This is a genomic window from Streptomyces achromogenes subsp. achromogenes (genome assembly GCF_000720835.1).
GTDB classification, from domain to species: Bacteria; Actinomycetota; Actinomycetes; order Streptomycetales; family Streptomycetaceae; genus Streptomyces; species Streptomyces achromogenes.
Map to the genome: position 1 here is coordinate 75,729 of NZ_JODT01000018.1, position 25,747 is coordinate 101,475.

Annotated in this window: 20 protein-coding genes; 8 read left to right on the top strand and 12 right to left on the bottom strand. The window is 73.9% G+C overall.

Annotation, left to right across the window (positions count from 1 at the left end; genetic code table 11):
• Positions 1 to 212: 212 nt before the first annotated feature.
• The gene (locus IH25_RS0119535; protein WP_051754044.1) at positions 213 to 2,186 is read left to right on the top strand and encodes a tachylectin-related carbohydrate-binding protein; all 1,974 of its coding nucleotides are present in this window, start codon (positions 213 to 215) and stop codon (positions 2,184 to 2,186) included.
• Positions 2,187 to 2,370: 184 nt separating this feature from the next.
• Entirely contained in the window at positions 2,371 to 5,748 is a 3,378-nt protein-coding gene (locus tag IH25_RS0119540; RefSeq protein ID WP_030611728.1) for a sialidase family protein, read from the top strand.
• A 49-nt stretch (positions 5,749 to 5,797) separates the two neighbouring features.
• Here the strand turns inward: IH25_RS0119540 and IH25_RS0119545 are convergent, their stop codons facing one another.
• Positions 5,798 to 6,253, bottom strand: coding sequence for a hypothetical protein (locus IH25_RS0119545; RefSeq protein WP_030611730.1), 456 nt, complete (start codon positions 6,251 to 6,253; stop codon positions 5,798 to 5,800).
• Between the two features lie 121 nt (positions 6,254 to 6,374).
• Between IH25_RS0119545 and IH25_RS0119550 the strand changes: the two genes are divergently transcribed.
• From IH25_RS0119550 to IH25_RS0119575, 6 genes are all read left to right on the top strand, one after another.
• Complete coding sequence (locus tag IH25_RS0119550) at positions 6,375 to 6,800, top strand: cold-shock protein (protein WP_030611732.1); 426 nt, start codon at positions 6,375 to 6,377, stop codon at positions 6,798 to 6,800.
• A 144-nt stretch (positions 6,801 to 6,944) separates the two neighbouring features.
• A complete protein-coding gene (locus IH25_RS0119555) occupies positions 6,945 to 7,577 on the top strand; it encodes a TetR/AcrR family transcriptional regulator (protein ID WP_030611735.1) in 633 nt (210 codons plus the stop codon).
• Between the two features lie 361 nt (positions 7,578 to 7,938).
• Positions 7,939 to 8,985 (top strand): amidohydrolase family protein, encoded by a 1,047-nt coding sequence (locus IH25_RS0119560; RefSeq protein WP_030611737.1) that lies wholly within the window; start codon positions 7,939 to 7,941, stop codon positions 8,983 to 8,985.
• Between the two features lie 95 nt (positions 8,986 to 9,080).
• Positions 9,081 to 9,290, top strand: a complete 210-nt coding sequence (locus tag IH25_RS0119565) for a ferredoxin (protein WP_030611740.1) — start codon at positions 9,081 to 9,083, stop codon at positions 9,288 to 9,290.
• Positions 9,280 to 10,653 (top strand): NAD(P)/FAD-dependent oxidoreductase, encoded by a 1,374-nt coding sequence (locus IH25_RS0119570; protein ID WP_030611744.1) that lies wholly within the window; start codon positions 9,280 to 9,282, stop codon positions 10,651 to 10,653. The genes IH25_RS0119565 and IH25_RS0119570 overlap by 11 nt, the downstream gene beginning before the upstream one ends.
• A gap of 33 nt (positions 10,654 to 10,686) precedes the next feature.
• On the top strand, positions 10,687 to 11,883 hold the full coding sequence (locus IH25_RS0119575; protein WP_030611747.1) for a cytochrome P450: 1,197 nt from the start codon (positions 10,687 to 10,689) through the stop codon (positions 11,881 to 11,883).
• Between the two features lie 13 nt (positions 11,884 to 11,896).
• Here the strand turns inward: IH25_RS0119575 and IH25_RS0119580 are convergent, their stop codons facing one another.
• From IH25_RS0119580 to IH25_RS0119635, 11 genes are all read right to left on the bottom strand, one after another.
• A complete protein-coding gene (locus tag IH25_RS0119580; protein ID WP_051754045.1) occupies positions 11,897 to 12,451 on the bottom strand; it encodes an SRPBCC domain-containing protein in 555 nt (184 codons plus the stop codon).
• Between the two features lie 44 nt (positions 12,452 to 12,495).
• Complete coding sequence (locus IH25_RS0119585; RefSeq protein WP_030611753.1) at positions 12,496 to 13,305, bottom strand: LytR/AlgR family response regulator transcription factor; 810 nt, start codon at positions 13,303 to 13,305, stop codon at positions 12,496 to 12,498.
• Positions 13,306 to 13,421: 116 nt separating this feature from the next.
• Positions 13,422 to 14,288, bottom strand: a complete 867-nt coding sequence (locus tag IH25_RS0119595; RefSeq protein WP_030611758.1) for a carbohydrate ABC transporter permease — start codon at positions 14,286 to 14,288, stop codon at positions 13,422 to 13,424.
• Positions 14,285 to 15,244 carry a carbohydrate ABC transporter permease gene (locus tag IH25_RS0119600; protein ID WP_030611761.1) on the bottom strand — a complete coding sequence of 320 codons (960 nt, stop codon included), beginning with the start codon at positions 15,242 to 15,244 and terminating at the stop codon, positions 14,285 to 14,287. The genes IH25_RS0119595 and IH25_RS0119600 overlap by 4 nt, the downstream gene beginning before the upstream one ends.
• Positions 15,238 to 16,548 (bottom strand): ABC transporter substrate-binding protein, encoded by a 1,311-nt coding sequence (locus IH25_RS0119605; RefSeq protein ID WP_030611763.1) that lies wholly within the window; start codon positions 16,546 to 16,548, stop codon positions 15,238 to 15,240. The genes IH25_RS0119600 and IH25_RS0119605 overlap by 7 nt, the downstream gene beginning before the upstream one ends.
• A complete protein-coding gene (locus IH25_RS0119610) occupies positions 16,545 to 17,516 on the bottom strand; it encodes a GNAT family N-acetyltransferase (protein WP_030611766.1) in 972 nt (323 codons plus the stop codon). Before IH25_RS0119610 ends, IH25_RS0119605 begins: the two co-directional genes overlap by 4 nt.
• Before the next feature lie 183 nt (positions 17,517 to 17,699).
• Positions 17,700 to 20,066, bottom strand: coding sequence for a glycoside hydrolase family 65 protein (locus IH25_RS0119615; protein WP_107058421.1), 2,367 nt, complete (start codon positions 20,064 to 20,066; stop codon positions 17,700 to 17,702).
• Between the two features lie 2 nt (positions 20,067 to 20,068).
• Entirely contained in the window at positions 20,069 to 22,186 is a 2,118-nt protein-coding gene (locus IH25_RS0119620; RefSeq protein ID WP_030611772.1) for a xanthine dehydrogenase family protein molybdopterin-binding subunit, read from the bottom strand.
• A gap of 20 nt (positions 22,187 to 22,206) precedes the next feature.
• Positions 22,207 to 23,202, bottom strand: a complete 996-nt coding sequence (locus IH25_RS0119625) for an FAD binding domain-containing protein (protein ID WP_030611775.1) — start codon at positions 23,200 to 23,202, stop codon at positions 22,207 to 22,209.
• The gene (locus IH25_RS0119630) at positions 23,199 to 23,729 is read right to left on the bottom strand and encodes a 2Fe-2S iron-sulfur cluster-binding protein (protein WP_030611778.1); all 531 of its coding nucleotides are present in this window, start codon (positions 23,727 to 23,729) and stop codon (positions 23,199 to 23,201) included. The genes IH25_RS0119625 and IH25_RS0119630 overlap by 4 nt, the downstream gene beginning before the upstream one ends.
• 109 nt (positions 23,730 to 23,838) lie before the next feature.
• Positions 23,839 to 25,731 carry an ABC transporter ATP-binding protein gene (locus tag IH25_RS0119635; protein WP_030611780.1) on the bottom strand — a complete coding sequence of 631 codons (1,893 nt, stop codon included), beginning with the start codon at positions 25,729 to 25,731 and terminating at the stop codon, positions 23,839 to 23,841.
• Positions 25,732 to 25,747 lie beyond the last annotated feature (16 nt).

The following is a 25,747-nucleotide window of genomic DNA, read 5'->3' on the forward strand; positions in this document are numbered from 1 at the left end:
TTGCCCAGACCATTCATCTGGGCGTGATCTTTCCGTGACCACTCTGGCCTGGACGAATACGGCCACCCGTGACGCGAGTTACCCAAGAAGGGGTAAATTCCCCGAACTTCCCCACCAAATCTTCATGTTCATGGAATCGAAAACTCCAAGATCATTCTGTTCATCTTTTCGCCACCGCAGCGTTCACCAAAAGCTGCCTAATGTCCGTCGGCATGACTCTCGACTCATCGCCCCGAAGAACACGCTGGACCGTCCTGGCGGCCGCGATCGCCGCCACGATGCCGCTTCTCGTCGCCGCGCCCGGTACCGCGCACGCCGCCGAGTCCGCGTCCTGCACCACCACGGGCCCCGCCTACGCGCTCGACTCCGCGGGCAAGCTGCTCCGCTACGACATGCCGACACCGCTCTCGGGCGGCAGCCTGAACAGCCCCGCGCAGATCGACACCGGCTGGTCCGGCTACGGCCGCGTGCTGGCCGGGCCGTCGGCGCAGTTCTACGGGATCAAGTCCGACGGGCTCTACCTCAGCCACCGGATCAGCTCCACCGCCACCTGGGACATCCACCACAAGAAGATCAGCGACAGCTTCGGCTGGCTGACCAAGGCCGAGGACCGCAACCAGGTCACCATCGACCGCGCCGGCTGGATCTGGGTGCTCGACAACGCCGGTGCGCTGCGCGCGTACAGGTACGACGTGGCGGACGGCAGCTGGGTCGCCGGCAGCGGCAAGATCCTCGACCAGGGCTGGGACCGCTACAACCTGATCGTCGCGGCGGACGCCGGCGTGCTCTACGGGCGTTCGGCCACCGACGGCAAGCTCTACCGCTCCCGCTACGACTTCGCCAGCCAGCGCTGGATCGAACGCCACGTCGTGGAGAGCCTCGCGGACTGGAACCTGTACACCAAGGGCATCACGTCGATCGGCGGGGACACCCTGCTCGGCGTCAACGCCGCCGGCCAGGCCCACTACTACCGGTTCGACGAGAACATCCGCGACTTCCCCGTCTACAAGACCACCGTCGGCACGGCCGGCTGGGACGACTACACCAATGTCGCGGGCGCCCCGGACGCCTGCCGGATCCTCAACAACCACACGCCCGCGGCGACTTCGGTGCCACTGGAGTCGTACACCCCCAACGCCGTCATGCAGGGCCCCGACGGCAAACTGGAGCTGGCCTACACCGACAACGTCGGCCGTCTGGTGCACGGCCGCACCGACCCGGGCGACATCAACGGCGCCCAGTGGACGGTGATCTCCGGCCAGGAGGCCTTCTCCGGCACCCCGTCGCTCTCCTCCCACACCGACGGCCGTGTCGTCGTCACCGCCCACAACACCTCCGGCAGGGTCTGGCAGCGCAACCAGACCGCCAAGGGTGCCGCCGACTGGAGCGACTGGATCGATCTGGGCGGCGCCATGGCCCAGCACCCCGTCACCGGCAAGACGCCGAGCGGGCTGCTGACCGAGTTCGCCCTCGACGCGAGCGGCACGCCCTGGTACCGCGTCCAGCAGCGCGCCAACGTCGACTTCATGGGCTGGATGCGGCTCAGCGGCACCGGCTTCACCGGTTCCCTGCGCGCCGTCACCGTGCGCGACGGCATCCAGCTCTTCGCGAAGAACGGCTCCGGAACGCTGAGCACCGCCCTCTTCAAGGAGGACGGCACCCTCTCCGCGTGGACCTCCGTCGGCAGCCCGGCGGTCACGGGCGCGCCGTCCGTCGTCGTCTACCCCGGCTACCGCATCCGTCTCTTCGCCACCGACACCGGCGGCAACGTGATCACCGCGGGCCAGTCCGCCGAAGGCGGCGCCTACGGCACGTGGGACACCGTCGCCGGCGTCACCGCGCAGGGCTCCCCCAGCGCGGTGCTCTCCCCGCTGACCGGTCTCACCGAGATCGTCGTCCGGGGCACCGACAACCTCGTCTACAACACCGGTGAGACCACTCAGGGCAGCGCCGAGTGGCGCACCTGGAAGCCGAGGACGTATCAGGGCGACGCCGCGGCCACCGAGCCGACCGCCTTCACCTACACCAACCCCAACGGTGTGACCTGGGGCTTCACCTTCCGCACCGCCGACAACCAGACCCGCATCTACGAGGTCGGCCAGACCGCTTCGCTCAGCGCGATGCGCGCCGCCGCCGACGCGCCGGACTTCCGGGGCCACGAGCTGCCCGCCCCGCCGGCCGGGTGATCACACCGCAGAAGCCGTAGCGAAGGCCTCGGCGGCCGACGGCCGCCCCTCCTCCGCAGCCGCCCGCTCCGCCCCGCTCTTCTTCCGTCCCCGCGGCACGGGCACGGGGCGGACCGGGCGGCGGTCTGCCCACGGTCGGGGGCCCACCGCGGGCCCGCACCGCTCCAGAAAGGTCCGCGCCGCCGTGTCCTGCGCACGCATACGCCCACGCATAAGCCTGCTCATACCCCTGCTGCTGCTCCTCCTCGGGGCCGTCGCGCCGCCCGCCGCCGCCGGCGGTACACAGCCGTCGTCCGACGGCCTCATCGGCACCGAACAGATACTCTTCCGCTCCGGGACCGCCGGATACGGATGCTTCCGCATCCCCACGATCGTCCGCACGAAGACGGGCACGCTGCTCGCCTTCGCGGAGGCCCGGCGCTCACCCTCCTGCGCCGACCGGGGCGCCATCGACATCGTCGTGCGCCGCTCCACCAACGGCGGCCGCACCTGGGGCCCCGTCCGCGTGGCGCTCACCGGCGGCGACACCGACCCGGAGACGCCCTACACGCGCGGCAACCCCTCTCCCGTCGCCGACCTGCGCACCGGCGCCGTCTACCTGCTCTCCACGGCGGAACCGGCCGAGCCGGGCGGCAAACGGCTGCCGTACGTCCAGCGCAGCACGGACGACGGGCTGACCTTCGGCGCCCCGAAGCCGCTGCCGCGACTGGTGAACCCGCAGGACGGGTGGTTCGGCACCGGCCCCTCGCACGGCATCCAGCTCAAACACGGCGACAAGGCGGGCCGGCTGGTGGTGGGGGCGTACGAGTCCCTGCCCCGCTCCGGCCGGGACGCCGAGTACGTCGGGGTGCTCTACAGCGACGACGGCGAGCAGTGGTTCGCGAGCACCACGCCCGACTCCTCCGGGCCCGGGATCGCGCCGGGCGAGCCCACCGTCGCCGAACTGGAGGGCGGCCAGGTGTACATCAACGCCCGCAACAACAACGGCACGTCGTCCGGGCACCGTACCCACGCCGTCAGCACCGACGCGGGCGCGAGCGTACCCGTGCAGCAGGTCGTGCCCTCGCTGACCACACCCGAGGCGCAGGCGTCGGTCCTGGCACTGGAGCAGACGTACCAGGCCACGCCCGGGGACACGCTCGTCCTCTCGGCACCCTCGCACCCGACGGACCGGCAGAACATGCGGATCCGCTACTCCACGGACCGCGGCACCACCTGGCACGACGCCGCGCAGGTCAACGCCAAGCGGGCCGGCTACTCGGACCTCGCCGAGCTGACCGACGGCGAGATCGGCCTGGTCTACGAGGGCGGTGACGGCTTCTCGGCGGCCAACATCTACTTCAACCGCTTCACCCCCGCGGCGGCCGGCGTGCCGGGCACCTTCACCGGCGCGGTCCACCCGCAGCCGTCCCCGGCCGCGGGCCGCACCACCCCCGACACCACCCCGGACGCCGACGACGCCTACCTCGCCGGGGGGTCGGCGCTCGGTGCGGGCCGCTGGGAGCAGGGTCTGGCGCTCGACGGCCCGGGTGAGTACGCCGACGTGCCGTACGCGCCGGGAATCGACCCGGGCGACGGCGACTTCACCTACTCGGTGTTCTTCAAGTACAAGGCGCAGCCCGGCGAGACCCAGCAGCGGGTGCTGATGTGGGCCTACGGGTACGGCGCGACGAAACCGCAGGTGTGGGTGCGCGCCCAGCCCGGGCTGAACCGGCTGTACGCGTGGGTGCAGGGCACCGGCGGCACCGCCTCGGTCGCCCTGACCGGTCCCGGTCCGGCGGGCGCCTTCGGCGACGACGCCTGGCACCATCTGACACTGGTGCGCGACGGCGGCCGGATCACGCTCGCGGTGGACGGCACGTCCTCGGCGCAGGCCACCGGGGTGGCCGGGCCGGTGAGCGCCGGCCGCGCCGACGGGGTCGACGGGATCCGGCTCGGGGCCAAGCCCGACAGCACGGCCGGTGACCCCTTCGGCGGCGGCCTGGACGAGTTCCGGATGTACCGCGGCGCGCTGACCGATGCCCAGCTCGCGGCGTTGCGCACCGCGAACTCGGCCCCTGACGCGGAGGACCGGCTCGGGGTGCGCCTTCCGTTCCAGGTGATCGACACGGCCGAGGTGCCGGCGCTGACCTCGGTCGGGATCGAGGACGACGTCTCGGGGCACTGCGCCGACGGCACCCTCCTCGGCGGGCCGCCCGGTGAGGTGGCCGGCCGGGTCGGCAAAGGCGCGATCTCCGTCTCGGCGTCCCGGCCCGGCGTCGAGGTGCCCTATCTGCCGGCCCTCGACGTGGGCTCCGGCGACTTCACCTACACCCTGTGGTTCCGGCACACCCTGACCGAGACCGACGCGAACGCCGCGCTGCTGTGGGCCTACGGCTCGGTCTCCGGCGAACCCTCGCTGTGGGTGCGCGCGCAGCCGTCCCAGCGGCGGCTGCTCGCGTGGGCCGAGACCCCCGCGGGGGCGACGCAGGTGGCGCTGACCGACCCCGGCCCGTCGGCCGCCTTCGGGGACGGCGCCTGGCACCTGCTCGCGGTCGGCCGGAGCGGTGGCACGCTGCGGCTGAGCGTGGACGGCACGACGGCCGCCGAGGCGACCGGGCTGTCCGGTGCCCTCACCTCGACGGCGACTCCGGAGGGGCTGCGGGTCGGCTCCAAGCCGGGCAACCTCATCCCGTTCACCGGCTCCCTGGACGAAGTCCGGCTGTACAAGCGGGCGTTGACGACCGACGAGCTGACGAGGGCCGCGCAGTCCGCCGTCGGCTCCACGGGCGGCTACCCCGCCGACCGGCCCGCGGTGTCGTGGTCCATGGAGAACGGCAACACCGAGGCCCACCTGGTGGCCCGGCCGGCCGCGGGCCCGGCGACCCCGGACTCCTCGGCGCGCTGCAACCACGCCTTCGTACGCGGCGGGGCCCGGCCCGTGTCCTCGGCGGGCGGCGGCCGGTTCGGCGCCGGGCTGGCCCTGGACGGCACGGACGACTCCGTCGAGCTGCCGTACGGCGCCGACGAGGCCCTCGGCTCCCGTGACTTCACCGTGGCCACCTGGATGCGCTACACGGCCGGTCAGTCCAGCGCCAACCAGGTCCTCTTCTGGGCGTACGGCATCGGCGGGGCGGAACGGCAGCTGTGGCTGCGGGCCCAGCCGGGCCAGGACCGGCTCACCGCCCTGTTGCAGACGGAGACGGCCACCACCCTCGTGTACGCCACCGATCCGAGCGCGGCCTACGCCTTCGGCGACGGCGCCTGGCACCACGTGGTGCTCCAGCGCACGGGCGGGAAGCTGAGCCTGTCGGTGGACGGCGGACCATCCGGCGAGGCGGCGGCCCCGGCCGGCTCGGTGACGTACGACGACGGCTTCGCCGTGCTGGGCCTTCATCTGGGGGCCAGTCCGGACGGCTACGACCGGTTCAAGGGCTCCCTGGACGAGTTCCGCCTGGTGCGGCGCGCGCTGACGGCGCAGGAGCTGACCGCCCTGCGCACGGCCAACGCCGACACCGGAACGGCCACCACCGTCCGCCTCCCCTTCGAGACCCTGTCCTCCCAGCCGTACGCCCGGATGTGAGCCCTCCCTGCCGCTGGGACTCCTTCGGCAGCCAAGTCTTCCCGGAGCGTCAGCGACGGGCGCTCCGGGCGAGCCAGGGCGTCAGGAACGACAGGGGGATCAGTTCCTTGTACGTCTCGTCGCCGGGCAGGGGGACGACGAGCCACTGGCCGGGCGGGAAGCGCCGGCCCCTGGTGAAGGCCAGTCCGCCGTAGACGGAGCGGAGGAAGGCGGGGACCGAGTCGCGGGGGACGTCGTGGAACTCCACGCCCTCGACGGTGATCTTCGCGTCGTCCTCGGGGAAGAGCCGGACGCTCACCGACGGCGGGCCCGCCAGTTCCACGAACGCCTCGTGCGGCAGCGAGCCGTCGGGGTCGGTCACGGTGAAGAGCGGGGCCGAGGTACGACGCGAGGTGCGGTCGGCCCCGATGTCGTCGGTGACCGACACCGACAGGCGGAACTCCTCGGCCAGCGCGCGTATCGCGGTGACCGCGGCCTCGGTGGTCGGCAGGTGTGCGTGCTCCATGACCTCGATCATGCCCGAGAGGAGGGCCGCCGGGCGGCGGCGGTGCGCGGCTACGATCCGTACACGGTTTCCGGGGACAGGTCCCGGAGGGTGTGTGGTTTCGAGGAGTTGGGGGTTCCGCATGGTCGCGGGTCGTGTCGTCCGTTTCGACAGTTCGCGCGGTTACGGGTTCGTCGCGCCGGAAGGCGGCGGAGAGGATGTCTTCCTGCACGTGAACGATCTGTTGATCCCCGAGGAGTACGTGCGCACGGGCCTGGTCGTGGAGTTCGACGTGGAGAACGGCGAGCGGGGGCCGAAGGCGTCGAACATCCGGCTCGCCGAGGGCGTCGAGCCCGGCGTGCCGAGGCGGCCGGGCGCGGCGGCGCGGCCGGTGTCGCTGGACGAGTCCGGGCAGCCGATGTGCGACGTGCTCAGCGCCGCGGAGTACCGGCGCGAGGTGACGGAGCTGCTGCTGAACGCGAGCCCGCTGCTGACCGCGGAGCAGATCCTCGGCATCCGCGCCGCCCTGGTGAAGTTCAGCGAGAGCCACGGCTGGGTCGAGGACTGATTCCGGCACCGGCGCGACCCTCGCGCGCGAAGGCCGTCCGGCGGTTCCGCGACTTGCTGTAATGCCTGCTCCAATTGGAGCAGGCATTACGGTAAGATCGGCGCCCGACAGGGTCAAGAGCGGGGCGACGGAAGGGTCTTCTGCATGACCGGGCCGCGGACGAGTGGCAAGAAGCGCGCCAACGGCGTGGAGTCGCGGCAGCGGATTCTCGACGCGGCGGTGGCCATCGCGGGGGAACGCGGGTACGACGGCACGTCGATCGCGGCGGTCAGCTCCCGGTGCGGCTTGCCGGCCAGTTCGATCTACTGGCACTTCAGGGACAAGGACGATCTGATCGCCGCGGTCATCGAGCGCAGCTTCGAGACCTGGCTCGCGGCCGTCGAGCTGCCCGGCGAGGAGGCCGGCACTCCCCTGGACCGGGCCATGATCATGGCGGCGAACGTGGCCAAGTCCCTGGTGAACGAGCCGGACTTCCTGCGTCTCGGCCTCATGCTCGCCCTGGAGCGGCGGCCCGAGGAGCCCCGGAGCCGGACGGTGTTCTTCCAGGTCCGCCACATCGCGCGGCAGCGGATCGAGGAAGTCGTCCGGTTCGTGCTGCCGCAGCTCGACGAGGACGCGGTGCGCGTCCTGACCACCTATGCCATCGCCGGGGCCGACGGGCTGTTCGTCCAGCGGGAGTTCAACGGCGACAGCGTCGATCTGGTGGAGATGTTCCAGTTCCACGCCCGGCTGGTGTACGAGGCGGGCGTGCGCATGGCCGCGGAGAGCGAGCGATGACCCCGGCCGGCCGGCGACGCGACGGGTCCGCCCCGCGACCGAGCGGGGCCGGCAAACCCGCGTGCGCCGGCCGGTTCCGGCGGGCGCGCCCCGGGCGCTCCCGGCTCCGGGGCGGACAGGTGGTCCGGCCCCGCGCCACGGCGCCGGCCGGGCGTCCGCACCGGTTACGGCAGCGCCCCGGACCCCGGTCCGCGGACATCACCCGGAGTCTCGACCGCCGCGCCCGCCGCCGTCGCCGGCCGGGCCCGTCGAGGCGCGCCCCGGCCGTCTCGGCCCGGTGCCGGTGACGTCCGGCGGACAACCGCCGCCCGCCCGCGCCGTCCGGAAATCCATCCCCGAGAGAGAGTCAGCAGGTCACCGCATGCCCGCCGCACTTCGCCGGATCGACGTCCACCAGCACGTCACACCGCCCTTCTACGGTGCCCTGCTCGCCCAGGCGGGCATCGCCGAGGCGGGTGGCCGCGCCCTGCCCGACTGGAACCCCGGTGCGGCCCTGGAGTCGATGGACCTGCTGGGCACCGCCACGGCGATGGTGTCCGTCTCGACGCCCGGCACCGGCTTCCTCACCGACCCGGCCGAGGCCGCCGGCCTGGCCCGGCGGCTCAACGACTTCTCCGCCGCCCTGGCCGCCGACCACCCCGGCCGCTTCGGCTGGTTCGCCACGCTGCCCATGCCGGACGCCGAGGCCGCCGTGAACGAGGCCCGCCGGGCCCTGCTCTCGCTGGGGGCGGACGGGGTCACCCTGCTCGCCAACACCCAGGGCGTCTACCTCGGCGCGCCCGGCCAGGACGCGCTGTGGCGGTGCCTGGACGAGCACGGCGCGGTGGTGTTCGTCCACCCGGCCGAGCTGCCGGCGCCCGCGATCAAGGACATCCCGCCGTTCGCCGCCGACTTCCTGCTCGACACCACCCGCGCCGCCTACCTCCTGGTGCGGGGCGACATCGTGCGCGACCACCCGAACATCCGGTTCGTGCTGAGCCACGGCGGCGGCTTCGTGCCGTACGCCTCCCACCGCATGGCCGTCACCATCGCCAACGACACCGGGCGCTGCCCGCTGGACGTGCTGGAGGACTTCCGGTCCTTCTACTTCGACACCGCGCTCTCCTCCAGTCCGGCGGCCCTGCCCACCCTGCTGGGCTTCGCCCGGCCCGGGCACGTCCTGTTCGGCAGCGACTGGCCGTTCGCGCCCACCGCCGCCGGGCAGTACTTCACCGCCGGCCTGGACACCCACGTGGACCCGGACACCCTGACCGCCGTCAGCCGCACCAACGCCGAGGCGCTCTTCCCCCGGCTGGCCGCCAGGCCGCCCGCGGCCCCCACCCGGCCCCTGACCGCGCGCCTGCGCCGGTCGGTGCACCGGGCCGGCGCCCGGCTGGCCTTCAAGCTGGTCCAGCCCGGCGCCGACTGAGGACCGCTCGCGCCACCTGGCTCGCGTGGCGGGCGGCCGCCGCGCCGCCCATGATGGGACGGTCAGCGGTCAGCCGAGCGGGAAGAGCGACGGCCATGCGGATCGTGGTGGATCTCACACGCTGCCAGGGCTACGCACAGTGTGTGTTCCTCGCCCCGGAAGTCTTCCGGTTGCACGGGGAGGAAGGACTGCTCTACACCCCGGCGGTGCCCGATGACCGGCTGGAACGCGTCCGCCAGGCCGCGGCCGCCTGCCCGGTGCAGGCGATCCTGGTCGGCGAGGAGGTGACCGCCGGTGACGGGTGATCCGCGGGACGGCCGTATCGTCGTCGTCGGTGCCTCGCTCGCCGGGCTGCGGGCGGCGGAGACGCTCCGCGACGAGGGCTTCACCGGCTCGCTGACCGTGGTCGGGGACGAGCCCCACCCGCCCTACGACCGGCCGCCGCTGTCCAAGCAGGTGCTGCTCGGCGACGTCCCGGCGGACAGCACGGGGCTGCCGGTGCGCCGGGACCCGGACGCCGAGTGGCGTCTCGGGGTGGCCGCCACCGGGCTGGACCCGCTGGCCCGGCGCGTCCTGCTGGCCGACGGGGACGCGCTGCCGTACGACCGGCTGCTGATCGCCACCGGCACCCGGGCCCGGCCCTGGCCCGACCCCGCGCAGGCGGCCCTGGACGGGGTGTTCACCCTGCGCACCCGCGAGGACGCGGCGGGGCTGGCGGCACGGCTGGCCGCCGGTCCGGAGCGGGTGCTGGTGATCGGCGCCGGTTTCACCGGCTCGGAGATCGCCTCGGCGTGCCGCGAGCGCGGGCTGGAGGTGACGGTCGCCGAACGCGGCCCCGCTCCCCTGGTGGGCGCGTTCGGCGGGACGCTGTCGCGGCTCGCGGCCCTGATGCACCGCGGGCACGGGGTGGACCTGCGCTGCGGGGTGACGGTCACCGCGCTGCTCGGCGACGGCGCCGGCCGGTTCACCGGGGCGGACCTGTCCGACGGGAGCCGCGTCCAGGCGGATGTGTGCGTGGTGGCGCTGGGCGCGGTGCGCAATGTGGAGTGGCTGGCGGAATCGGGGCTGGCGGCGGGCCCGCGCGGGATCGCCTGCGACGCGGGCTGCCGCGCCTTCACCCGCTACGGCATCGTCACCGACGACGTCTTCGTGGCCGGGGACGTCTCCCGGTTCCCGCACCCGCTGTTCGGCTACCAGATGCTCTCCCTGGAACACTGGGGGAACGCGGTCGCGCAGGCGGAGGTGGCGGCCCACAACATGGTCAGCCCCGGACCGCTGCGCCGCCCGCACCTGTCCCTGCCGGTGTTCTGGTCCACCCAGTTCGGGCGGAACATCAAGTCGGTGGGCGTGCCGACCTACTCCGACCACGTCGTCATCGCGCAGGGCTCGCTGGAGGCGGGCCGGCTGGCGATGGTCTACGGCTACCGGGGGCGGGTCACCGCCGCGGTCACCGTGGACATGGCCAAGTCGGTCGACTACTACCGGCATCTGATCGAGACCGCCGCCCCGTTCCCGCCCCCGCCCGGCGCGGCGGACCGCGCGCTGACGGCGGACATCCCGGTGCCCTCGGACGTGCCGGACCCCGGGGAGCTGTCCCACGAACCCGTCGTGGCGCTCACCGGTCATCTGCCCGACCGCCGGCTGATGGTGGTGCGGCCGCCCGGCTGACCCCCGCGTCCCGCCCGACCACGAGGAGCCGCCATGGACCCCGGCACCCTGCTGGCCCGGATCACCGACTACGCCAGCCGCCCCGACCCCTATCCGCTGTACGCGCAGCTGCGTGCGGCGGGGCCGGTGGTACGGCAGGAGGACGGCACCTTCCTGGCCGGCGGCTACCACGAGATCGCCGCGCTGCTGCACGACCCCCGGATGAGCGCCGACGAGCGGTCCCGGACCGCGCCGACGCCGTACGAGGGAACACGGGACGCGTCGTTCCTGCGGCTGGACGACCCCGAGCACCACCGGCTGCGCACCCTGGCCATGCGGCCGTTCGGCCCGCCGCACAGCCCGCACCGGGTCGACGCCATGCGCGGGGAGATCGCCCGGATCACCGAGGAGTTGCTGGCGGACCTCCCGGCGGACCGGCCGGTCGACATCGTGGACGACTTCGCCTACCCGCTGCCCGTCATCGTGATCTGCCGGCTGCTCGGCGTGCCGCGCGAGGACGAGCCGCGGTTCCGCGCCTGGTCCGACGCCCTGGTGGCGACCGCCGACATCCGGCCGGGCGAGGACACCACCGAGGTGGAGCGGGCCGGCGACCGGGCGGGGGCCGAGCTGCGGGAGTATCTGCTGGACCTCGCCGAGCGGCGGCGCGGCCGGCCGACGGACGACCTGCTCTCGGCGTTCGTCAACGAGCCCGATCCGTCGCTGCGGCTCAGTCCGCAGGAACTCGCGGTGACGTCCGCGCTGTTGCTCATCGCCGGGCACGAGACCACGGTGAACCTGATCACCAACGGGGTGCTGACCCTGCTGCGCGGGCCGGAGCACCTTAGGCGGCTGCGCCGGGAGCCCGGCCTGCTGCCGCTAGCGGTGGAGGAGTTGCTGCGCTACGAGCCACCGGTCCACCTGCGCGAACGGGTGCCCCTGGTGGACATCGAGGTGGCCGGCACCACGATCCCCGCGGGCACCTCCGTGATGCTGGCGCTGGCCTCCGGCAACCGCGACCCGCGGCGTTTCCCCGAGCCGGACCGGTTCGTGCCGGACCGCCCGGACAACGAGCACCTGGGTTTCGGCAGCGGCATCCACCTGTGCTACGGCGCGCCGCTCGCCCGTATCGAGGCGCAGACCGCGCTGGGCGCGCTGCTGCCCCGGCTGGAGCGCGCGGAGCTGGCCGAGGACCCGCCGTACCGGCGGAACGCCATGCTGCGCGGTCCCCGCCATCTGCGCGTCCGGCTGTGAGCCGGCGCGGCGCCTACGACCCGGGATGGCGCACGAGACCGGCGTAGCGGTCCGGATCCACCACCGTGGACAGGCCGTTGAGCAGCAGGCGGGTGCCGCCGCGCAGATGGGCGGCGTCCTGCTCGCCGTCGCCGGTGGGCACGAGCCAGGTGTACTGCTCGGTCCAGGTCAGACGGGAACCGGCCACCTCGTCGGAGAGTTCGACGGTGACGAGGGAGATCCAGCGGCGGACGCCGTCGACCTCGGCCTCGTAGACGTACACGATGCGGGTGTCCGGGACGATGTCCAGGAAGCGGGAGCGGTAGGCGAGGCGTTCCTCGGTGTCACCGGAGACGAAGACGTTACTGGCACTCTCGCCGCCGCCGACCCGGAAGTCCAGGTCGTGCCCGGCGGTGCCGGAGGGACCGGGGAGCCGGAACCAGCGGCTGCGCAGGGAGGGTTCGGCGAAGCCCCGGAAGACCTCGGCGCGGGGCACCGTGAAGTCCTTGTCGACGGCGAACGTGCCGTGCCGCGCGGGGAGCGCCGGGGGGCCGTCCGTCTCCGCCCGGGCGAGGTTGCCTGCGTCCATGGCGCCCAACTTAACACCCCCCCAGGGTGGTTGAGGGGCCGCGCTCAGCGGGCCCGGCCCGTCGCGCGGCCGGTGAGCATCTCGCGCAGGTCGCGGGCGTTGCGGCGGCTCACGGCGAGCGTCCGGTCACCGATGCGGACCGTCAGGTTGCCGCCCTCCACCCGGAGTTCCTCGATCCGGCCGAGGGCGACCAGCCGGCTGCGGTGGATCCGTACGAAGCCGTGCGCGCGCCACTGTTCCTCCAGGGTGGACAGCGGGATCCGCACCAGGTGGCTGCCCTCGCCGGTGTGCAGCCGCGCGTAGTCGCCCTGCGCCTCGACATGGGTGATGTCGGCCAGGGGCACGAACCGGGTCACCCCGCCGAGTTCCACGGGCACGTGGCCGCCGGTGCCGGGCGCGGCGGGCGCGGGCGCCGGGGGCCCGGCCGGGCGGGGGCCCTGGCCGGCCCGGACCAGTTCGGCGACGCGGCGTACGGCCTCGGCGAAGCGCTCCTTGCGCAGCGGTTTGAGCAGGTAGTCCACCGCTTTGAGGTCGAAGGCGCGCACGGCGAAGTCCTCGTAGGCGGTGACGAAGACGATCAGCGGTGGCGCGGTGAACCCGCCGAGGGTACGCGCCAGTTCGAGGCCGCTGAGGCCGGGCATGCCGATGTCGAGGAAGACGACGTCGAAGCCCTCCGGGCCGTCCGGGTCCCGGGTGAGGGCGTCGTTCAGCCGGCGCAGCGCCTCCGTGGCCTCCCGCGCGGGCACGGCCGTGCCGACCCGGGGGTCCTCGCCCAGCAGGTACAGCAGTTCGTCCAGCGCGGGTCGTTCGTCGTCCACGGCCAGGACGCGCAAGGGCGCGTCGCTCACCCCCATGTGCGCACAGCTCCTCCCGCCCTCGACCGCTCCCCCATGGTGGTCCAGCCGGTCACCGCCGTCGAGATCGCGGACGGCGGTGTGTCCGGGCCGTGATGCCCGGGGGGCGCGAATCGTTATTTGAGGCCGCTGAGCATGACGCCCCGGATGTAGTGCTTCTGCAGCAGCAGGAACAGCACGAGCACCGGCAGGACGCTCAGGACGAGGCCCGCCATGACCACGGGCATCGTGCGGGCCGGGTCGACGTGGTCCCGCAGCAGCTGGACGCCGACCGGCAGGGTCATCAGGTCCGGGTTGGCGGTGGAGACGAGCAGCGCCCAGATGTACTCGTTCCAGGCGTCGACGAAGGTCAGCAGCCCGAGGGTGACCAGGACGGGTTTGGTCTGCGGCACCACGATCCGCCACCACACGGTGAACTCGCCGGCCCCGTCGATGCGGGCGGCCTCCAGGACCTCGTCGGGCAGGGACAGCATGAACTGGCGGGTCAGGAAGATCCCGAAGCCGTTGACCAGGAACGGCACGGCGAGGGCCACGATGCTGACGGTCAGGCCGGCGCCGCCCCGCCCGAGCAGGTCGTTGCCGCCCGCCAGCGGCCAGTGCACCAGGATCAGAAAGCGCGGGATGAGGAAGAGGAACGGCGGGAACATCATGGTCGACAGCACCAGCCGGAAGACCAGGTCCCGTCCGGGGAAGCGGAGTCTGGCCAGCGCGTAGCCCGCGAGAGACGAGGTGAGCAGCACCGACACGGTGATCACGGTGGTGACGACGACGCTGTTGCGGAACAGCGTCGGAAGGTCCAACTGCTCGATGGCCGCCCGGTAGTTGGACAGCGCGAACGCCTTCGGCAGGAACCGGTACGGCAGCGTGCCCGCCTCGCCCGGCCCCTTGAAGGACGTCATCACCATGTCCAGGAACGGCACCACCGTGAGCAGGGCGCCGGCCACCACGACCAGGTACGACAGCCACGGGAAGCGGCGCCTCACGCGTCCTCCCCCGCTCGGCGGAAGACCCGCAGCTGGGCCAGGGTGACCACGAGGACCACGGCGAACAGCACGAACGCGGCGGCGCTCGCCGTGCCCCAGTCGCCGTGGTCGAAGGCCAGCCGGTACATCTCCAGCGCGGCCACGTTGGTGGCGTCGCCCGGGCCGCCCCGGGTCATCACGGTGATCAGCGCGAAGGACTGCAGGCCGGTGAGGAACTGGGTGACGCACACGAACAGCAGGGAGGGCCGCAGCAGCGGCAGGGTGATCCGCCGGAAGACGGTGCCGGGCCCGGCGCCGTCGAGTGCGGCGGCCTCGTGGTAGGAGGCGGGGATGGACTTCAGCCCGGCGGTCAGCACGAGGATCGCCGAGCCGAGCGAGGCCCAGGCCTGGACGACGACGACCGAGGGCAGCGCGGTGTCCGGGTCCTGGAGGAACGCCACCGAGCCGAGCCCGAGGGCGTTGAGGACGCCGTTGGCCAGGCCGCCCGGCTCGTACATGTACTTCCAGACGTTGCCGACGGCGACGACGGTCGTGACGATCGGCAGGAAGTACAGGGTGCGCCACAGCCCCTGGAACCGCAGCCGGTCCACGCAGGTGGCGACGACCACCGAGCCGGTGAGGGCCAGCGCCACGGTGCCGAGCGCGAACAGCAGCGTGTTGGTGAGGACCGGCACCAGGAACGTCGACCCGTCGGCGAGGAGGGCGGCGAAGTTGTCCGGGCCCACCGGTTCGATGGCGCCGAGGTCGAAGCCGGTCCAGCGGGAGACCGACAGCAGCAGCGCGAAGCCGAGCGGCAGGAGCAGGAAGACCGCGAAGAACAGCAGCGCCGGGGCCAGGAAGAGGTAGGCGACGACCGTCTCGCGGTGCCGGCCCCGGCGGCGGCCGTGACCGGCGGGCGCGCCGGGCAGCGGGTCCGGTGCCCGCTCGGGCGACCGCGGGGTCAGGACGTTCACCATGGCCGGGACACCTCCTGGTCGACCTGGCGGCGGGTGGTGCGCAGCGCCTCCTCGACCGAACTCCGGCCGGTCCACAGCGCCTCGATGTTCTTGCGCAGCAGCGTCTTGGCCCGGGCCGCGCCCGGACCGTTCGGCTCCGGCACGGCGTAGTCCAGCGCGTCCAGGAACGGGCGCAGGTTCGGGTCGGCGCCCGTGCCGAGGAGCGCGCGCATGTCGTCGGCGCGGGCGGTGAGCGAGCCGGCGGACACCTGGAGCATGCTCATCCGGGTGGCGGCGGTGCCGTTCCGCGCGGTCACCCGGTCGGCGTTGAGCCAGCGCAGGAACTCCCAGGCCTCGCGCGGGTGCCGGCTGGCCGTGTTGACGCCCAGCATGAAGCCGGTGGCGAGGGTGGCGGGCCGGGCGCCCGGCGCGGGTACGGGCACGGGGGCGACGCCGACGTCCCGGTAGTCGCCGCCCATCAGGGGCCTCAGGCTCCCGGTCCACCAGCCCGCGCCGACCACCATGGCCACCCGCCCGGACGGGAAGGCCTGGTAGACGTTGACGGCCGGGGCGCTCGCCCCGCGGGTGACGAGCCGGTGTTCGAGGGCGAGCACGGCGCGGCCGGCCGGCGCGTCGATGGCGGTGGACCTGCCGTCGGGGGTGACGAAGCGTCCGCCGGCGGCGTGCAGCAGGGCGAGGGTCTGGCCGACGGTGGTGGCGTCGTCGTTCGCCGACAGCCCGAACCCCTGGACGAGGGGGTTGCCGTACCGGTCGCGGCGGGTGGTGCGGTAGGCGGCGTCCTCCAGCTCCGGCCAGGTGGCCGGCGGTCCGGCGATGCCGGCCTCGCGCAGCAGCCGCCGGTTGTAGTAGAGGGCGTACGTCTGGGCCTCGGTGGGATAGCCGTAGACCGTGCCGTCCACCGTCACCGCGCCGACGGCGGCCGCGCCGTAGTCGCGCCGGATCCGCTCGGCGTGCTCGGGCGGCGCGGGCCGCAGCACTCCGGCGCGCACCAGCTGGCCGTTCCACAGGCAGTACGGGTGGAGGATGTCGGCGCCCTGGCCCGCGGCCTGGCGGACCATGAACGTGGTCAGCAGGTCGGTGAACTCGACGGCCTTCGTGCGGACCTTGACCCGGTCGTGGGTGGCGTTCCACTCGTCGACCGGGCCCTTGAGGGCCTGGTGGAGGGTGCCGCTCGCGTAGTGGGAGAGCAGGGTGAGGACGATGGGGTCGCCGGGCCGGCCGGTGCCCCGGTGCGGGGCGGCGCAGCCGGCGGCGAGCAGTGCCGAGGGCAGGGCGAGCGCGAAGTGACGGCGGCTCGGCGTCACCGGGCGGCCTCGCGGCGCAGGACGCGGAACACCCGCGTCGTGGTGAAGCCGGCCGCGCGGTACAGGTGGCCCGCCGGGGAGTCCTCGCCGGTCCACAGGAACCAGGCGCCGTGCGCGCCGTGCGCCCGCATCCGCTCCAGGACCAGGTGGAGGAGGACCTTGCCGAGGCCGGTGCCGCGCAGTTCCGCGCGCACCCCGAAGGGCCCGAACCGCTCGGTGGCCGCCTCGTACGCCCCGTGCATCGCCCAGCCGGCCAGCCGGCCCGAGGGCTCGCGGGCGACGACGATCCGGTCCAGTGGGGTGCCGGCCGCGCAGCACTCGCGGATCGCGCGGGCCCAGTCGGCGTGGAAGTGGGTCCCGGCGAGCGCGATCAGGTCCACCAGGTCGTCGTCGGCCGGGGTGGTGAACCGGTAGCCGCGTGCGGTCAGGTCGTCCCGGCGGCGGGCGATGTCGTCCGGGAGGCGGTAGCCGACCAGGCCGCGGTCCATCGCCGCCGCCTCGTACAGCGTGCGGAACCCCAGCGAGGCGAGGAGCCCGGCCGCTTCCGGGTAGGTGCCGGTGTCCAGGCCGGGCAGGAGGTAGTTCGGGGTGTACGACGCGAAGTCCACCCGGGTGCGGCCGTGGCCGTGCAGCCAGTCGAGGGCGTCGGTCAGCAGCCGTCGGCCGAGGCCGCGTCCGCGGGCGGCGGGGTCGACGAAGAAGAACGGGATCCAGCCCTGTTCGGGCTCCAGGTCGGTACCGGCCTGCGGGATCAGCCGGCGCACCGCGTAGGCGGCGCCGACGATCCGGCCGCCGGTCACGGCGACCCGGAGCCCGTCCGGGTCGAAGTTGGCGTCGAGCAGGACCAGGGAGCGGAACCGGCCGGGGGTGAGGGGGTCGGCCGGCGCGCTGCGGCGCCAGGCCTCCACCACTCCCGGTCCGTCACCCGGGCGGAAGGCGCGGAGCACTGCCCCGTCGTGCCGGCTCATCCCTGCGCCCTCGCCTGGCTCATGCTTGTGCCCCGTCTGGCTCATCCTTGTGCCCCCGTCCGGCTCATCCCTGTGCCCCGTCCGGCTCGTTCCGTGCCCGCGGCTGCGGGCGGCCGCTCGAAACGGTTGCCGGAAATCTACTGCTCCGTCCGGGAATGTCGAGCCGGACGCGCCCGGGGCTGCTCAGTCCGGCAGCACCAGCCGGGCCGTCTCCCCCGGGCCGACGGGCACCACCCGGTCGTGCAGCCGGATGTCGATGGGTGAGCGGTCGGAGGCCGGTACGGCGATCTCCAGCAGGCCGCTGCGCAGCCGCAGCCGTACGCCCCAGTGGCCGTGGTAGCGCAGGGAGAAGCCGTAGGAGGACAGTTCGGGCAGCGGGACGGGGTCCAGGCACAGGCCGCCGCGGGTCTCCAGGCCGGTCAGTCCGCGCTGGACGAGATCGAGGGTGCCGGCCATCGCGCCGAGGTGGACGCCCTCGCCGGTGGTGCCGCCCTGGAGGTCGGCGATGTCGCCGCGCAGCGCCTCCTGCACGAACCGCCAGGCGCCGGCGCGGCGGGCGCGGGCCAGGATCCAGCCGTGGACCAGGCCGCTGAGGGTGGAACCGTGGCTGGTGCGGTGCAGATAGTGGTCGACGGTCGCGGTCCAGGTGTGCTCGTCCAGCCGGTGCCCCAGCCGCTGGAACAGGCCCCGCAGTTCACCGGGCGAGAACAGGTAGCCGAGCATGAGGACGTCGGCCTGCTTGGACGCCTTGTAGCGGTTGACGGTGTCGCCCTCGGCCTCCAGGATCCGGTCCAGGCGCCGGATGTCGTCGTACCGCTTGCGGTAGCCCTCCCAGTCCAGTTCGGCCAGGTCGGCGTAGCCGTCGAACTGGCTGATCACACCGTCGTGGAAGGGGATGTGCAGCCGGCGGGAGACCTGCTCCCAGCGGGCGGGCTCGTCCTCGGCCAGGCCGGAGTACTCGGTCAGTTCGCGGCGGCGCGGTTCGGGCAGGCCGGCCAGCAGTTCCAGGGCGCGGCCGAGCACCCAGGCGGCGGTGACGTTGGTGTAGGCGTTGTCGTCCAGGCCGGGGCGGGCGGCGCCGGGGTAAGCGTCGTGGTACTCGTCGGGGCCGACCACGCCCCGGATGCGGTAGCGGCCGAGGTGGTCGTCCCAGACGGCCGAGTCCGCCCAGAAGCGGGCGATCTGGAGCAGCATCTCGGCGCCCTCGCCGTGCCGGAAGTCCGTGTCGCCGGTCGCCTCGCAGTATTGCCAGATGTTGTACGCCACGGCGGAGCCGACGTGGTGCTGGAGCCGGGAGTGGTCCGGCAGCCAGCGGCCGGAACGCGGGTTGAGGTGCAGTTGCTGGGTCTCCTCGCGGCCGTCGCTGCCGCTCTGCCAGGGGTAGAGCGCGCCGCGCCGACCGAGCGCGGCGGCGGCGTGGCAGGCGGCGTCCAGCCGGCGGTGGCGGTAGCGCAGCAGGGCCCGGGAGACCTCGGGCAGGTGCAGGTTCAGATAGGGCAGGACGAAGAGTTCGTCCCAGAAGACATGGCCCCGGTAGGCCTCGCCGTGCAGTCCCCGGGCGGGCACGCCCACGTCCAGGTCGGCGGTGTGCGGGGAGAGGGTCTGCAGCACGTGGAACAGGTGCAGGCGCAGGATGCTGCCCGCCTCGCCGGGCACGTCGAGCTCGGTGCGCCGCCACAGCTGCTCCCAGACGGTGCGGTGGGCCTCCAGCAGGGTCTCGAACGGGGGCGCGCCGGCGGTGCGGTCGAGGGCCGCGCACAGCGGGTCGCTGATGGCCGGGTCGCGGGAGGTGTGCAGGGCGACGGTCTTGTCGACGGTGGCGGTCCGGCCGGGCGGAAGGCGCAGCCTCAGCCGTTGGACGGCGCGGCGGTCCTCGGCGGCGTGGCGGACCGGCGCCTCGGCGGTGAGCCGGGCGGCCAGGCCGAAGCCGATGTCGGAGGTGCGGGTGTGGCAGCGCAGCCACACCGTGCCGGGGGCGGCGGCACCGGCTTCGACCCGGGTGAGGTGCCGGCCGTCCAGCTCCCGGTAGCGGGCGACGCCGGAGTTGGTGACGCGCCCGTCGAGCGCGGCCTCCACGTCCAGGTCGAGGGGTCCGCCCTCGGCGGTGAACTCGGTGCGCAGCGCGGCGAGATGGGGGTCGGCCAGGTGGACCAGGCGGAGCTGCCGGACGAGCAGGCCGGTGCCGGGGCCGAGCGGGTAGCGGGTGCGGCGCTCCAGGACCCCGGGGTCGAGGTGGAGGACCTGGTGGTGCTCGGTGACGGCGGTGGTGTCCGGGGTGAGCCAGTCGCCGCCGGCCGGGCGGAAGCGCAGCGGCAGCCAGTTGGGGAGGTTGACCATGTCCTCGTTCTCGACCCGGCGCCCGGCGACCTCGGAGGTGAGCCGGTTGTAGCAGCCGGCCGCGTAGGTGCCGGGGTAGTGGATGTCGTCGGCGGTGCACTCGGGCAGCGCGCCGCGGGTGGCGAAGTAGCCGTTGCCGAGGGTGCACAGGGATTCCCGCAGGCGTTCCTCGCCGGGCCGGTAGCCGTCGTACTCCCAGGCGGGCCCGGTCACCGTCACCCCTCGGACAGCAGGCCGGCCAGGATCCGGTCGGGGGTGAGGGGGAGTTCGCGGAAGCGGAGGCCGGTGGCGTGGTGGACGGCGTTGCCGAGGGCGGCGGCGGTGCCGACGATGCCGATCTCGCCGATGCCCTTGCTGCCCATGGGGTTGAGGTGGGGGTCGTCCTCCTCGATCCAGTGGGCCTCGATGTCGGGGACGTCGGCGTGCACGGGCACGTGGTAGGAGGCGAGGTCGGCCTCGGGGAAGTCGCCGAACGCCGGGTCCAGGGTGCTGTGTTCGGTCAGGGCCATGCCGAGGCCCATGACCATGCCGCCGGTGAACTGGGAGCGCGCGGTGCGGGCGTTGAGGATGCGGCCGGCGGCGTAGACGCCGAGCAGCCGGCGGACCCGGAGCTCGCCGGTGACGGTGTCGACGGCGACCTCGGCGAAGTGGGCGCCGAACGCGTGCTTGGCGTAGGGGCTGTCGGCGTCGGCCTTGCCGGTGGTGTCCGCGCGGGTCTCGATGCCCTCGGCGGGCAGCGGACCGGGGTGCGCGGCCAGCCGGGAGGCCAGTTCGGCGCAGGCGTCGTGGACCGGCCAGCCCCAGGAGGCGGTGCCCATGGAGCCGCCGGCCAGCGGGGCGGGCGGCAGGTCGCTGTGGCCGATCTCGACGCGGACCCGCTCCAGGGGCGCGCCGAGGCGGTCGGCGGCGATCTGGGCGAGGACGGTACGGGCGCCGGTGCCGATGTCGGTGGCGTTGATCCGGATGGTGAAGGTGCCGTCGGGCAGCGCGCGGGCCGCCGCGGCGGACGGCTGGGCGGCGGCCGGGTAGGTGGCCGCGGCCATTCCGGTGCCGGTCAGCCACGGGCCGTCGCGGCGTACTCCGGGGCGCGGGTCGCGCTCGGCCCAGCCGAAGCGGCGGGCGCCCTCGCGCAGGCACGCGACGAGGCCGCGGCTGCTGAACGGCTTGCCGCTGCCCGGCTCCCGGTCGGGTTCGTTGCGTACGCGCAGCTCCACCGGGTCGATGCCGACGGCGTCGGCGAGTTCGTCCATGGCCGACTCCAGGGCGTACATGCCGGGGGCCTCGCCGGGGGCGCGCATCCAGGACGGGCTGGGGACGTCGAGCGCGCTCACCCGGTGGGTGCTGAGCAGGGCCGGGGTGGCGTACATGACGCGGGAGGGCACCGCGGCCTGCTCCACGAACTCGCGCACCCGGGAGGTCTGGGTGGTCACCTCGTGCAGCAGGGCGGTGAGCCGGCCGTCGGGGTGGGCGCCGAGCCGCAGCCGCTGCACGGTGGGGGCGCGGTGGCCGACGGTGGTGGGCAGGTACCGGCGGGGGTAGGCGACGGTGACGGGGCGGCCGGTGTGGCGGGCGGCCAGGGCGGCGAGGACGACGTCGGGGCGCGGGGTGCCCTTGGAGCCGAAGCCGCCGCCGACGTGTTCGGTGACGGCGGTGACGTGGTCCTCTGGCAGCTCGAACAGTTGGGCGAGCACGGACCGCACGGTGCTGCCGCCCTGGCTGGAGGTGTACACGGTGAGCCGGTCCCCGTCCCAGTGGGCGGTGCTGGCGTGCGGCTCCATGGGGTGGTTGTGCAGCGGCGGCACCCGGTAGGTGACGTCGAGGCGGACCTCGGCGGCGGCGTAGGCGGCCGCGGGGTCGCCCTGTTCGAGCCGGCCGGGGTAGCCGCCGCCGACCTCCTCGGGTTCGTAGGCGTCCGGGTGACCGGTGACGAGGGTGACGTCATGGGGTTCGGGGGCGTAGTGGACGCGGACCGCGCGGGCGGCGGCGCGGGCCGTCTCCAGGGTGTCGGCGACCGCCAGGGCCACGCACCAGCCGCGGTGCGGCACCTTCGGGTTCTGCAGCAGGGCGAGCGTGTGGTCCTCGGGCTCGGCGAGCCGGGGGGCGTCGCCGGGGGTGAGGACGGCGAGGACGCCGGGCAGGGCGAGGGCCTCGGAGGTGTCCACGGCGGTGACCCGGCCGTGGGCGATCGCGGCGGGTACGGGCCAGGCGTGCGCGCGGCCGGGCAGGGTGTACTCGGCGGCGTAGCGGGCGGTGCCGGTGACCTTCTGGCGTCCTTCGCGGCGCTCGGCGGGCGCGCCCAGGGCGGTGCCGGCCGTCCCGGTCGTACCGGTCATGGGGGTCCTCCTGTGTCGGCTCAGGCCGTCGCGGTGGCCGGGGCGAGGCGGTTCAGGACGTCGAGGGCGAGGTTGCGGGCGAGGGACACCTTGTAGGCGTTGTCCCGCAGGGGCTCGGCGTGCGCGAGTTCGAGGGCGACCGCTCCTTCGAAGGCGTCCGGCCCGGCGGGGGCGCCGAGCAGGGCCAGTTCGGTGTGCCGGGCCCGCCAGGGGCGGTGGGCGAGCCCGCCGAAGGCGACGCCCACCTGGTCGACGATCCCGTCCGTGACGCGCAGGGCGACGGCGACGGAGGCGAGGGCGAAGGCGTACGACGCCCGGTCCCGGGCCTTGCGGTAGGCGGAGGGCACGCCGGCGGTGGCGGCCGGCAGCAGCACGGCGGTGATCAGTTCGCCGGGGCGGATCCAGGTGTCCCGTTCGGGGTGTTCGCCGGGCAGCCGGTGGAAGTCGGCCACCGGCAGCCGCCGGGTGCCCTCGGGGCCGTACAGCTCCACCTGGGCGTCGAGGGCGGCGAGGGCGACGGCCATGTCGGAGGGGTGGGTGGCGATGCACTGCGCGGAGTGGCCGAGGACGGCGTGGTCGCGGTGGACGCCGTCGCGGGCGCCGCAGCCGCTGCCCGGTTCCCGTTTGTTGCAGGGTTTGTCCAGGTCCTGGAAGTAGGGGCAGCGGGTGCGCTGGAGGAGGTTGCCGCCGGTGGTGGCGGCGTTGCGCAGCTGGGCGGAGGCGCCCGCGAGGAGGGCCTGGGACAGGGCGGGCCAGCGGTCGCGCACACGCGGGTCGGCGGCGAGGTCGCTGTTGCGGACGGTGGCGCCGACGCGCAGCGAGCCGTCGGGCAGCTCCTCGACGGTGTCCAGCGGCAGCCGGCCCACGTCGATGAGGAGGGTGGGTTGTTCCACGCCGAGTTTGACCAGGTCGACCAGGTTGGTGCCGCCGGCCAGGTAGCGGGCGCCGGGGTGGGCGGCGCAGGCCTCGGCGGCTTCCTGGAGGGTGGCGGGGCGCAGGTATCCGAAGCCGTTCACTCGATCACGTCCTCGATCGCCTCGACGATGCGGGGGTAGGCGCCGCAGCGGCAGAGGTTGCCGCTCATCCGCTCGCGGATCTCGGCGCGGTCCAGCGGGACGGGCCGGCCGGAGGGGGCGGCGGGGTCGGTGACGTGGGAGGGGTGGCCGGCCTGGGCCTCAGCGAGGAGGCCCACGGCGGAGCAGAGCTGGCCGGGGGTGCAGTAGCCGCACTGGAAGGCGTCGCGGGCGAGGAAGGCCCGCTGGAGCGGGTGCGGTTCCTCGCCGTCGCCGCCGAGGCCCTCGACGGTGGTGATCTCGCTGCCGTCGAGGGCGACCGCGAGCAGCAGACAGCTGTTGACGCGGCGCCCGTCGACCAGCACGGTGCAGGCGCCGCACTGGCCGTGGTCGCAGCCCTTCTTGGAGCCGGTGAGGTCCAGGTCCTCACGAAGCAGGTCCAGCAGGACGCGCCGGTGGTCGACGCGCAGGGTGTGGGGTTTGCCGTTGACCCGGAGGGTGACCTCGGAGTGGTGGGGTGCGCTGGTCATGGGCGGGGATGACCTTCCGGACGCGGACGATGCTGCCGTTCCCCCCGCGTATCCAGTCACCCCCGCCTCACACGTCCCGGCACCCGTCCGGCGGACGGCCCGGTGTCGCTCAGCCGGCCGGCGGTGCCATCGCCGCCGCCGGTTCGCCGTGGGTCGCGAACTGGGTGCGGTGCAGTTCGGCGTAGCGTCCGCCGGCCGCCAGCAGCTCGTCGTGGGTGCCGCGTTCCACGATCCGGCCGGATTCCACGACGAGGATCTGGTCGGCGGCGCGGACGGTGGACAGGCGGTGGGCGATGACGACGGCGGTGCGGCCCTGGAGTGCCTCGGCGAGCGCCTCCTGGACGGCCGCCTCGGAGGTGTTGTCCAGGTGGGCGGTGGCCTCGTCCAGGATGACCACGCGCTGGCGGGCCAGCAGCAGCCGGGCGATGGTCATGCGCTGGCGTTCGCCGCCGGAGAGCCGGTAGCCGCGTTCGCCGACGACCGTGTCCAGGCCGTCGGGCAGGGAGCGTACGACGTCGGCGAGCCGGGCCCGGCCGAGGGCGTCCCACAGCTCGTCGTCGGCGGCGTCGGGGCGGGCGAGGAGCAGGTTGGCGCGGACGGTGTCGTGGAAGAGGTGGCCGTCCTGGGTGACCATGCCGAGGGTGGCGCGCAGGGAGGCGGAGGTGAGGTCGCGGACGTCGGTCCCGCCGATGCGGACGGCGCCCGCGTCGACGTCGTACAGGCGCGGCAGGAGCTGGGCGATGGTGGACTTGCCGGCGCCGGAGGAGCCGACGAGGGCGACGGTCTGGCCGGGTTCGGCGCGGAAGGAGATGCCGTGCAGTACCTCGGTGCCGCCGCGGGTGTCGAGCGCGGCGACCTCCTCCAGGGAGGCGAGGGAGACCTGGTCGGCGGCCGGGTAGGCGAAGCGGACGTCGTCGAACTCGACGGCGACCGGGCCCTCGGGGACCTCGCGGGCGTCCGGCTTCTCCTCGATGAGGGGCCTGAGGTCCAGCACCTCGAAGACCCGCTCGAAGCTGACGAGCGCGCTCATCACCTCGACTCGGGCCCCGGCGAGCGCGGTCAGCGGGGCGTACAGCCGGGTCAGCAGCAGGGCGAGGGAGACGACCGCGCCGGGCTCCAGGGTGCCGTGCAGGGCGAACCAGCCGCCGAGGCCGTAGACGAGGGCCAGGGCGAGGGCGGAGACCAGGGTGAGGGAGGTGATGAAGACGGACTGGGCGGTGGCGGTGCGGACGCCGATGTCCCGGACCCGGGCGGCGCGGGCGGCGAACTCCGCGGACTCCTCCTCGGGGCGGCCGAACAGCTTGACCAGGGTGGCGCCGGGGGCGGAGAACCGCTCGGTCATCCGGGTGCCCATGGCCGCGTTCAGGGCCGCCGCCTCCCGCTGCATCCGGGCCATCCGGCTGCCCATGCGGCGGGCGGGCAGTACGAACACCGGCAGCAGCACCAGCGCGAGCAGGGTGATCTGCCAGGACAGGGTGAGCATGACGGCGAGTGTGAGCAGCAGGGTGACGAGGTTGCTGACGACGCCGGACAGGGTGTTGGCGAAGGCGCGCTGGGCGCCGATCACGTCGTTGTTGAGCCGGCTGACCAGCGCTCCCGTGCGGGTGCGGGTGAAGAACGCGACGGGCATGCGCTGCACATGATCGAAGACAGCCGTTCTGAGGTCGAGGATGAGTCCCTCCCCGAGCGTCGCCGACAGGCGCCGGCCGAGGATGCCGAGTCCCGCCTCGGCGAGCGCGACGAGCGCGATGAGCAGGGAGAGCCGGATCACTCCGGCGGAGTCGTGCCCCGCCACGATCGCGTCGACGACGCGTCCGGCGAGCACGGGGGTGGCGACGGCGAGCAGCGCGGTCACCACCCCGATCAGCACGAACCGGACGATGCCGGCGCGGTGCGGGCGGGCGAAGGCGGCGATCCGGCGCAAGGTGGCGCGGGCGAACGGGCGACGCTGGGACTGCGCGTTCATCACGCTGTGCAGCTGCGTCCAGGCGGTGGTCTCCATGCTCATGCCGACGACG

Bases quoted from the DNA above. Each gene is read 5' to 3' on its own strand.
- IH25_RS0119580 (WP_051754045.1), bottom strand. From the start codon at position 12,451: ATGGACGCAGGCAACCTCGCCCGGGCGGAGACGGACGGCCCCCCGGCG.
- IH25_RS0119560 (WP_030611737.1), top strand. From the start codon at position 7,939: ATGCCCGCCGCACTTCGCCGGATCGACGTCCACCAGCACGTCACACCG.
- IH25_RS0119610 (WP_030611766.1), bottom strand. From the start codon at position 17,516: ATGAGCCGGCACGACGGGGCAGTGCTCCGCGCCTTCCGCCCGGGTGAC.
- IH25_RS0119635 (WP_030611780.1), bottom strand. From the start codon at position 25,731: ATGGAGACCACCGCCTGGACGCAGCTGCACAGCGTGATGAACGCGCAG.
- IH25_RS0119620 (WP_030611772.1), bottom strand. From the start codon at position 22,186: ATGACCGGTACGACCGGGACGGCCGGCACCGCCCTGGGCGCGCCCGCC.
- IH25_RS0119535 (WP_051754044.1), top strand. From the start codon at position 213: ATGACTCTCGACTCATCGCCCCGAAGAACACGCTGGACCGTCCTGGCG.
- IH25_RS0119545 (WP_030611730.1), bottom strand. From the start codon at position 6,253: ATGGAGCACGCACACCTGCCGACCACCGAGGCCGCGGTCACCGCGATA.
- IH25_RS0119555 (WP_030611735.1), top strand. From the start codon at position 6,945: ATGACCGGGCCGCGGACGAGTGGCAAGAAGCGCGCCAACGGCGTGGAG.
- IH25_RS0119600 (WP_030611761.1), bottom strand. From the start codon at position 15,244: ATGGTGAACGTCCTGACCCCGCGGTCGCCCGAGCGGGCACCGGACCCG.
- IH25_RS0119630 (WP_030611778.1), bottom strand. From the start codon at position 23,729: ATGACCAGCGCACCCCACCACTCCGAGGTCACCCTCCGGGTCAACGGC.
- IH25_RS0119565 (WP_030611740.1), top strand. From the start codon at position 9,081: ATGCGGATCGTGGTGGATCTCACACGCTGCCAGGGCTACGCACAGTGT.
- IH25_RS0119575 (WP_030611747.1), top strand. From the start codon at position 10,687: ATGGACCCCGGCACCCTGCTGGCCCGGATCACCGACTACGCCAGCCGC.
- IH25_RS0119585 (WP_030611753.1), bottom strand. From the start codon at position 13,305: ATGGGGGTGAGCGACGCGCCCTTGCGCGTCCTGGCCGTGGACGACGAA.
- IH25_RS0119550 (WP_030611732.1), top strand. From the start codon at position 6,375: ATGGTCGCGGGTCGTGTCGTCCGTTTCGACAGTTCGCGCGGTTACGGG.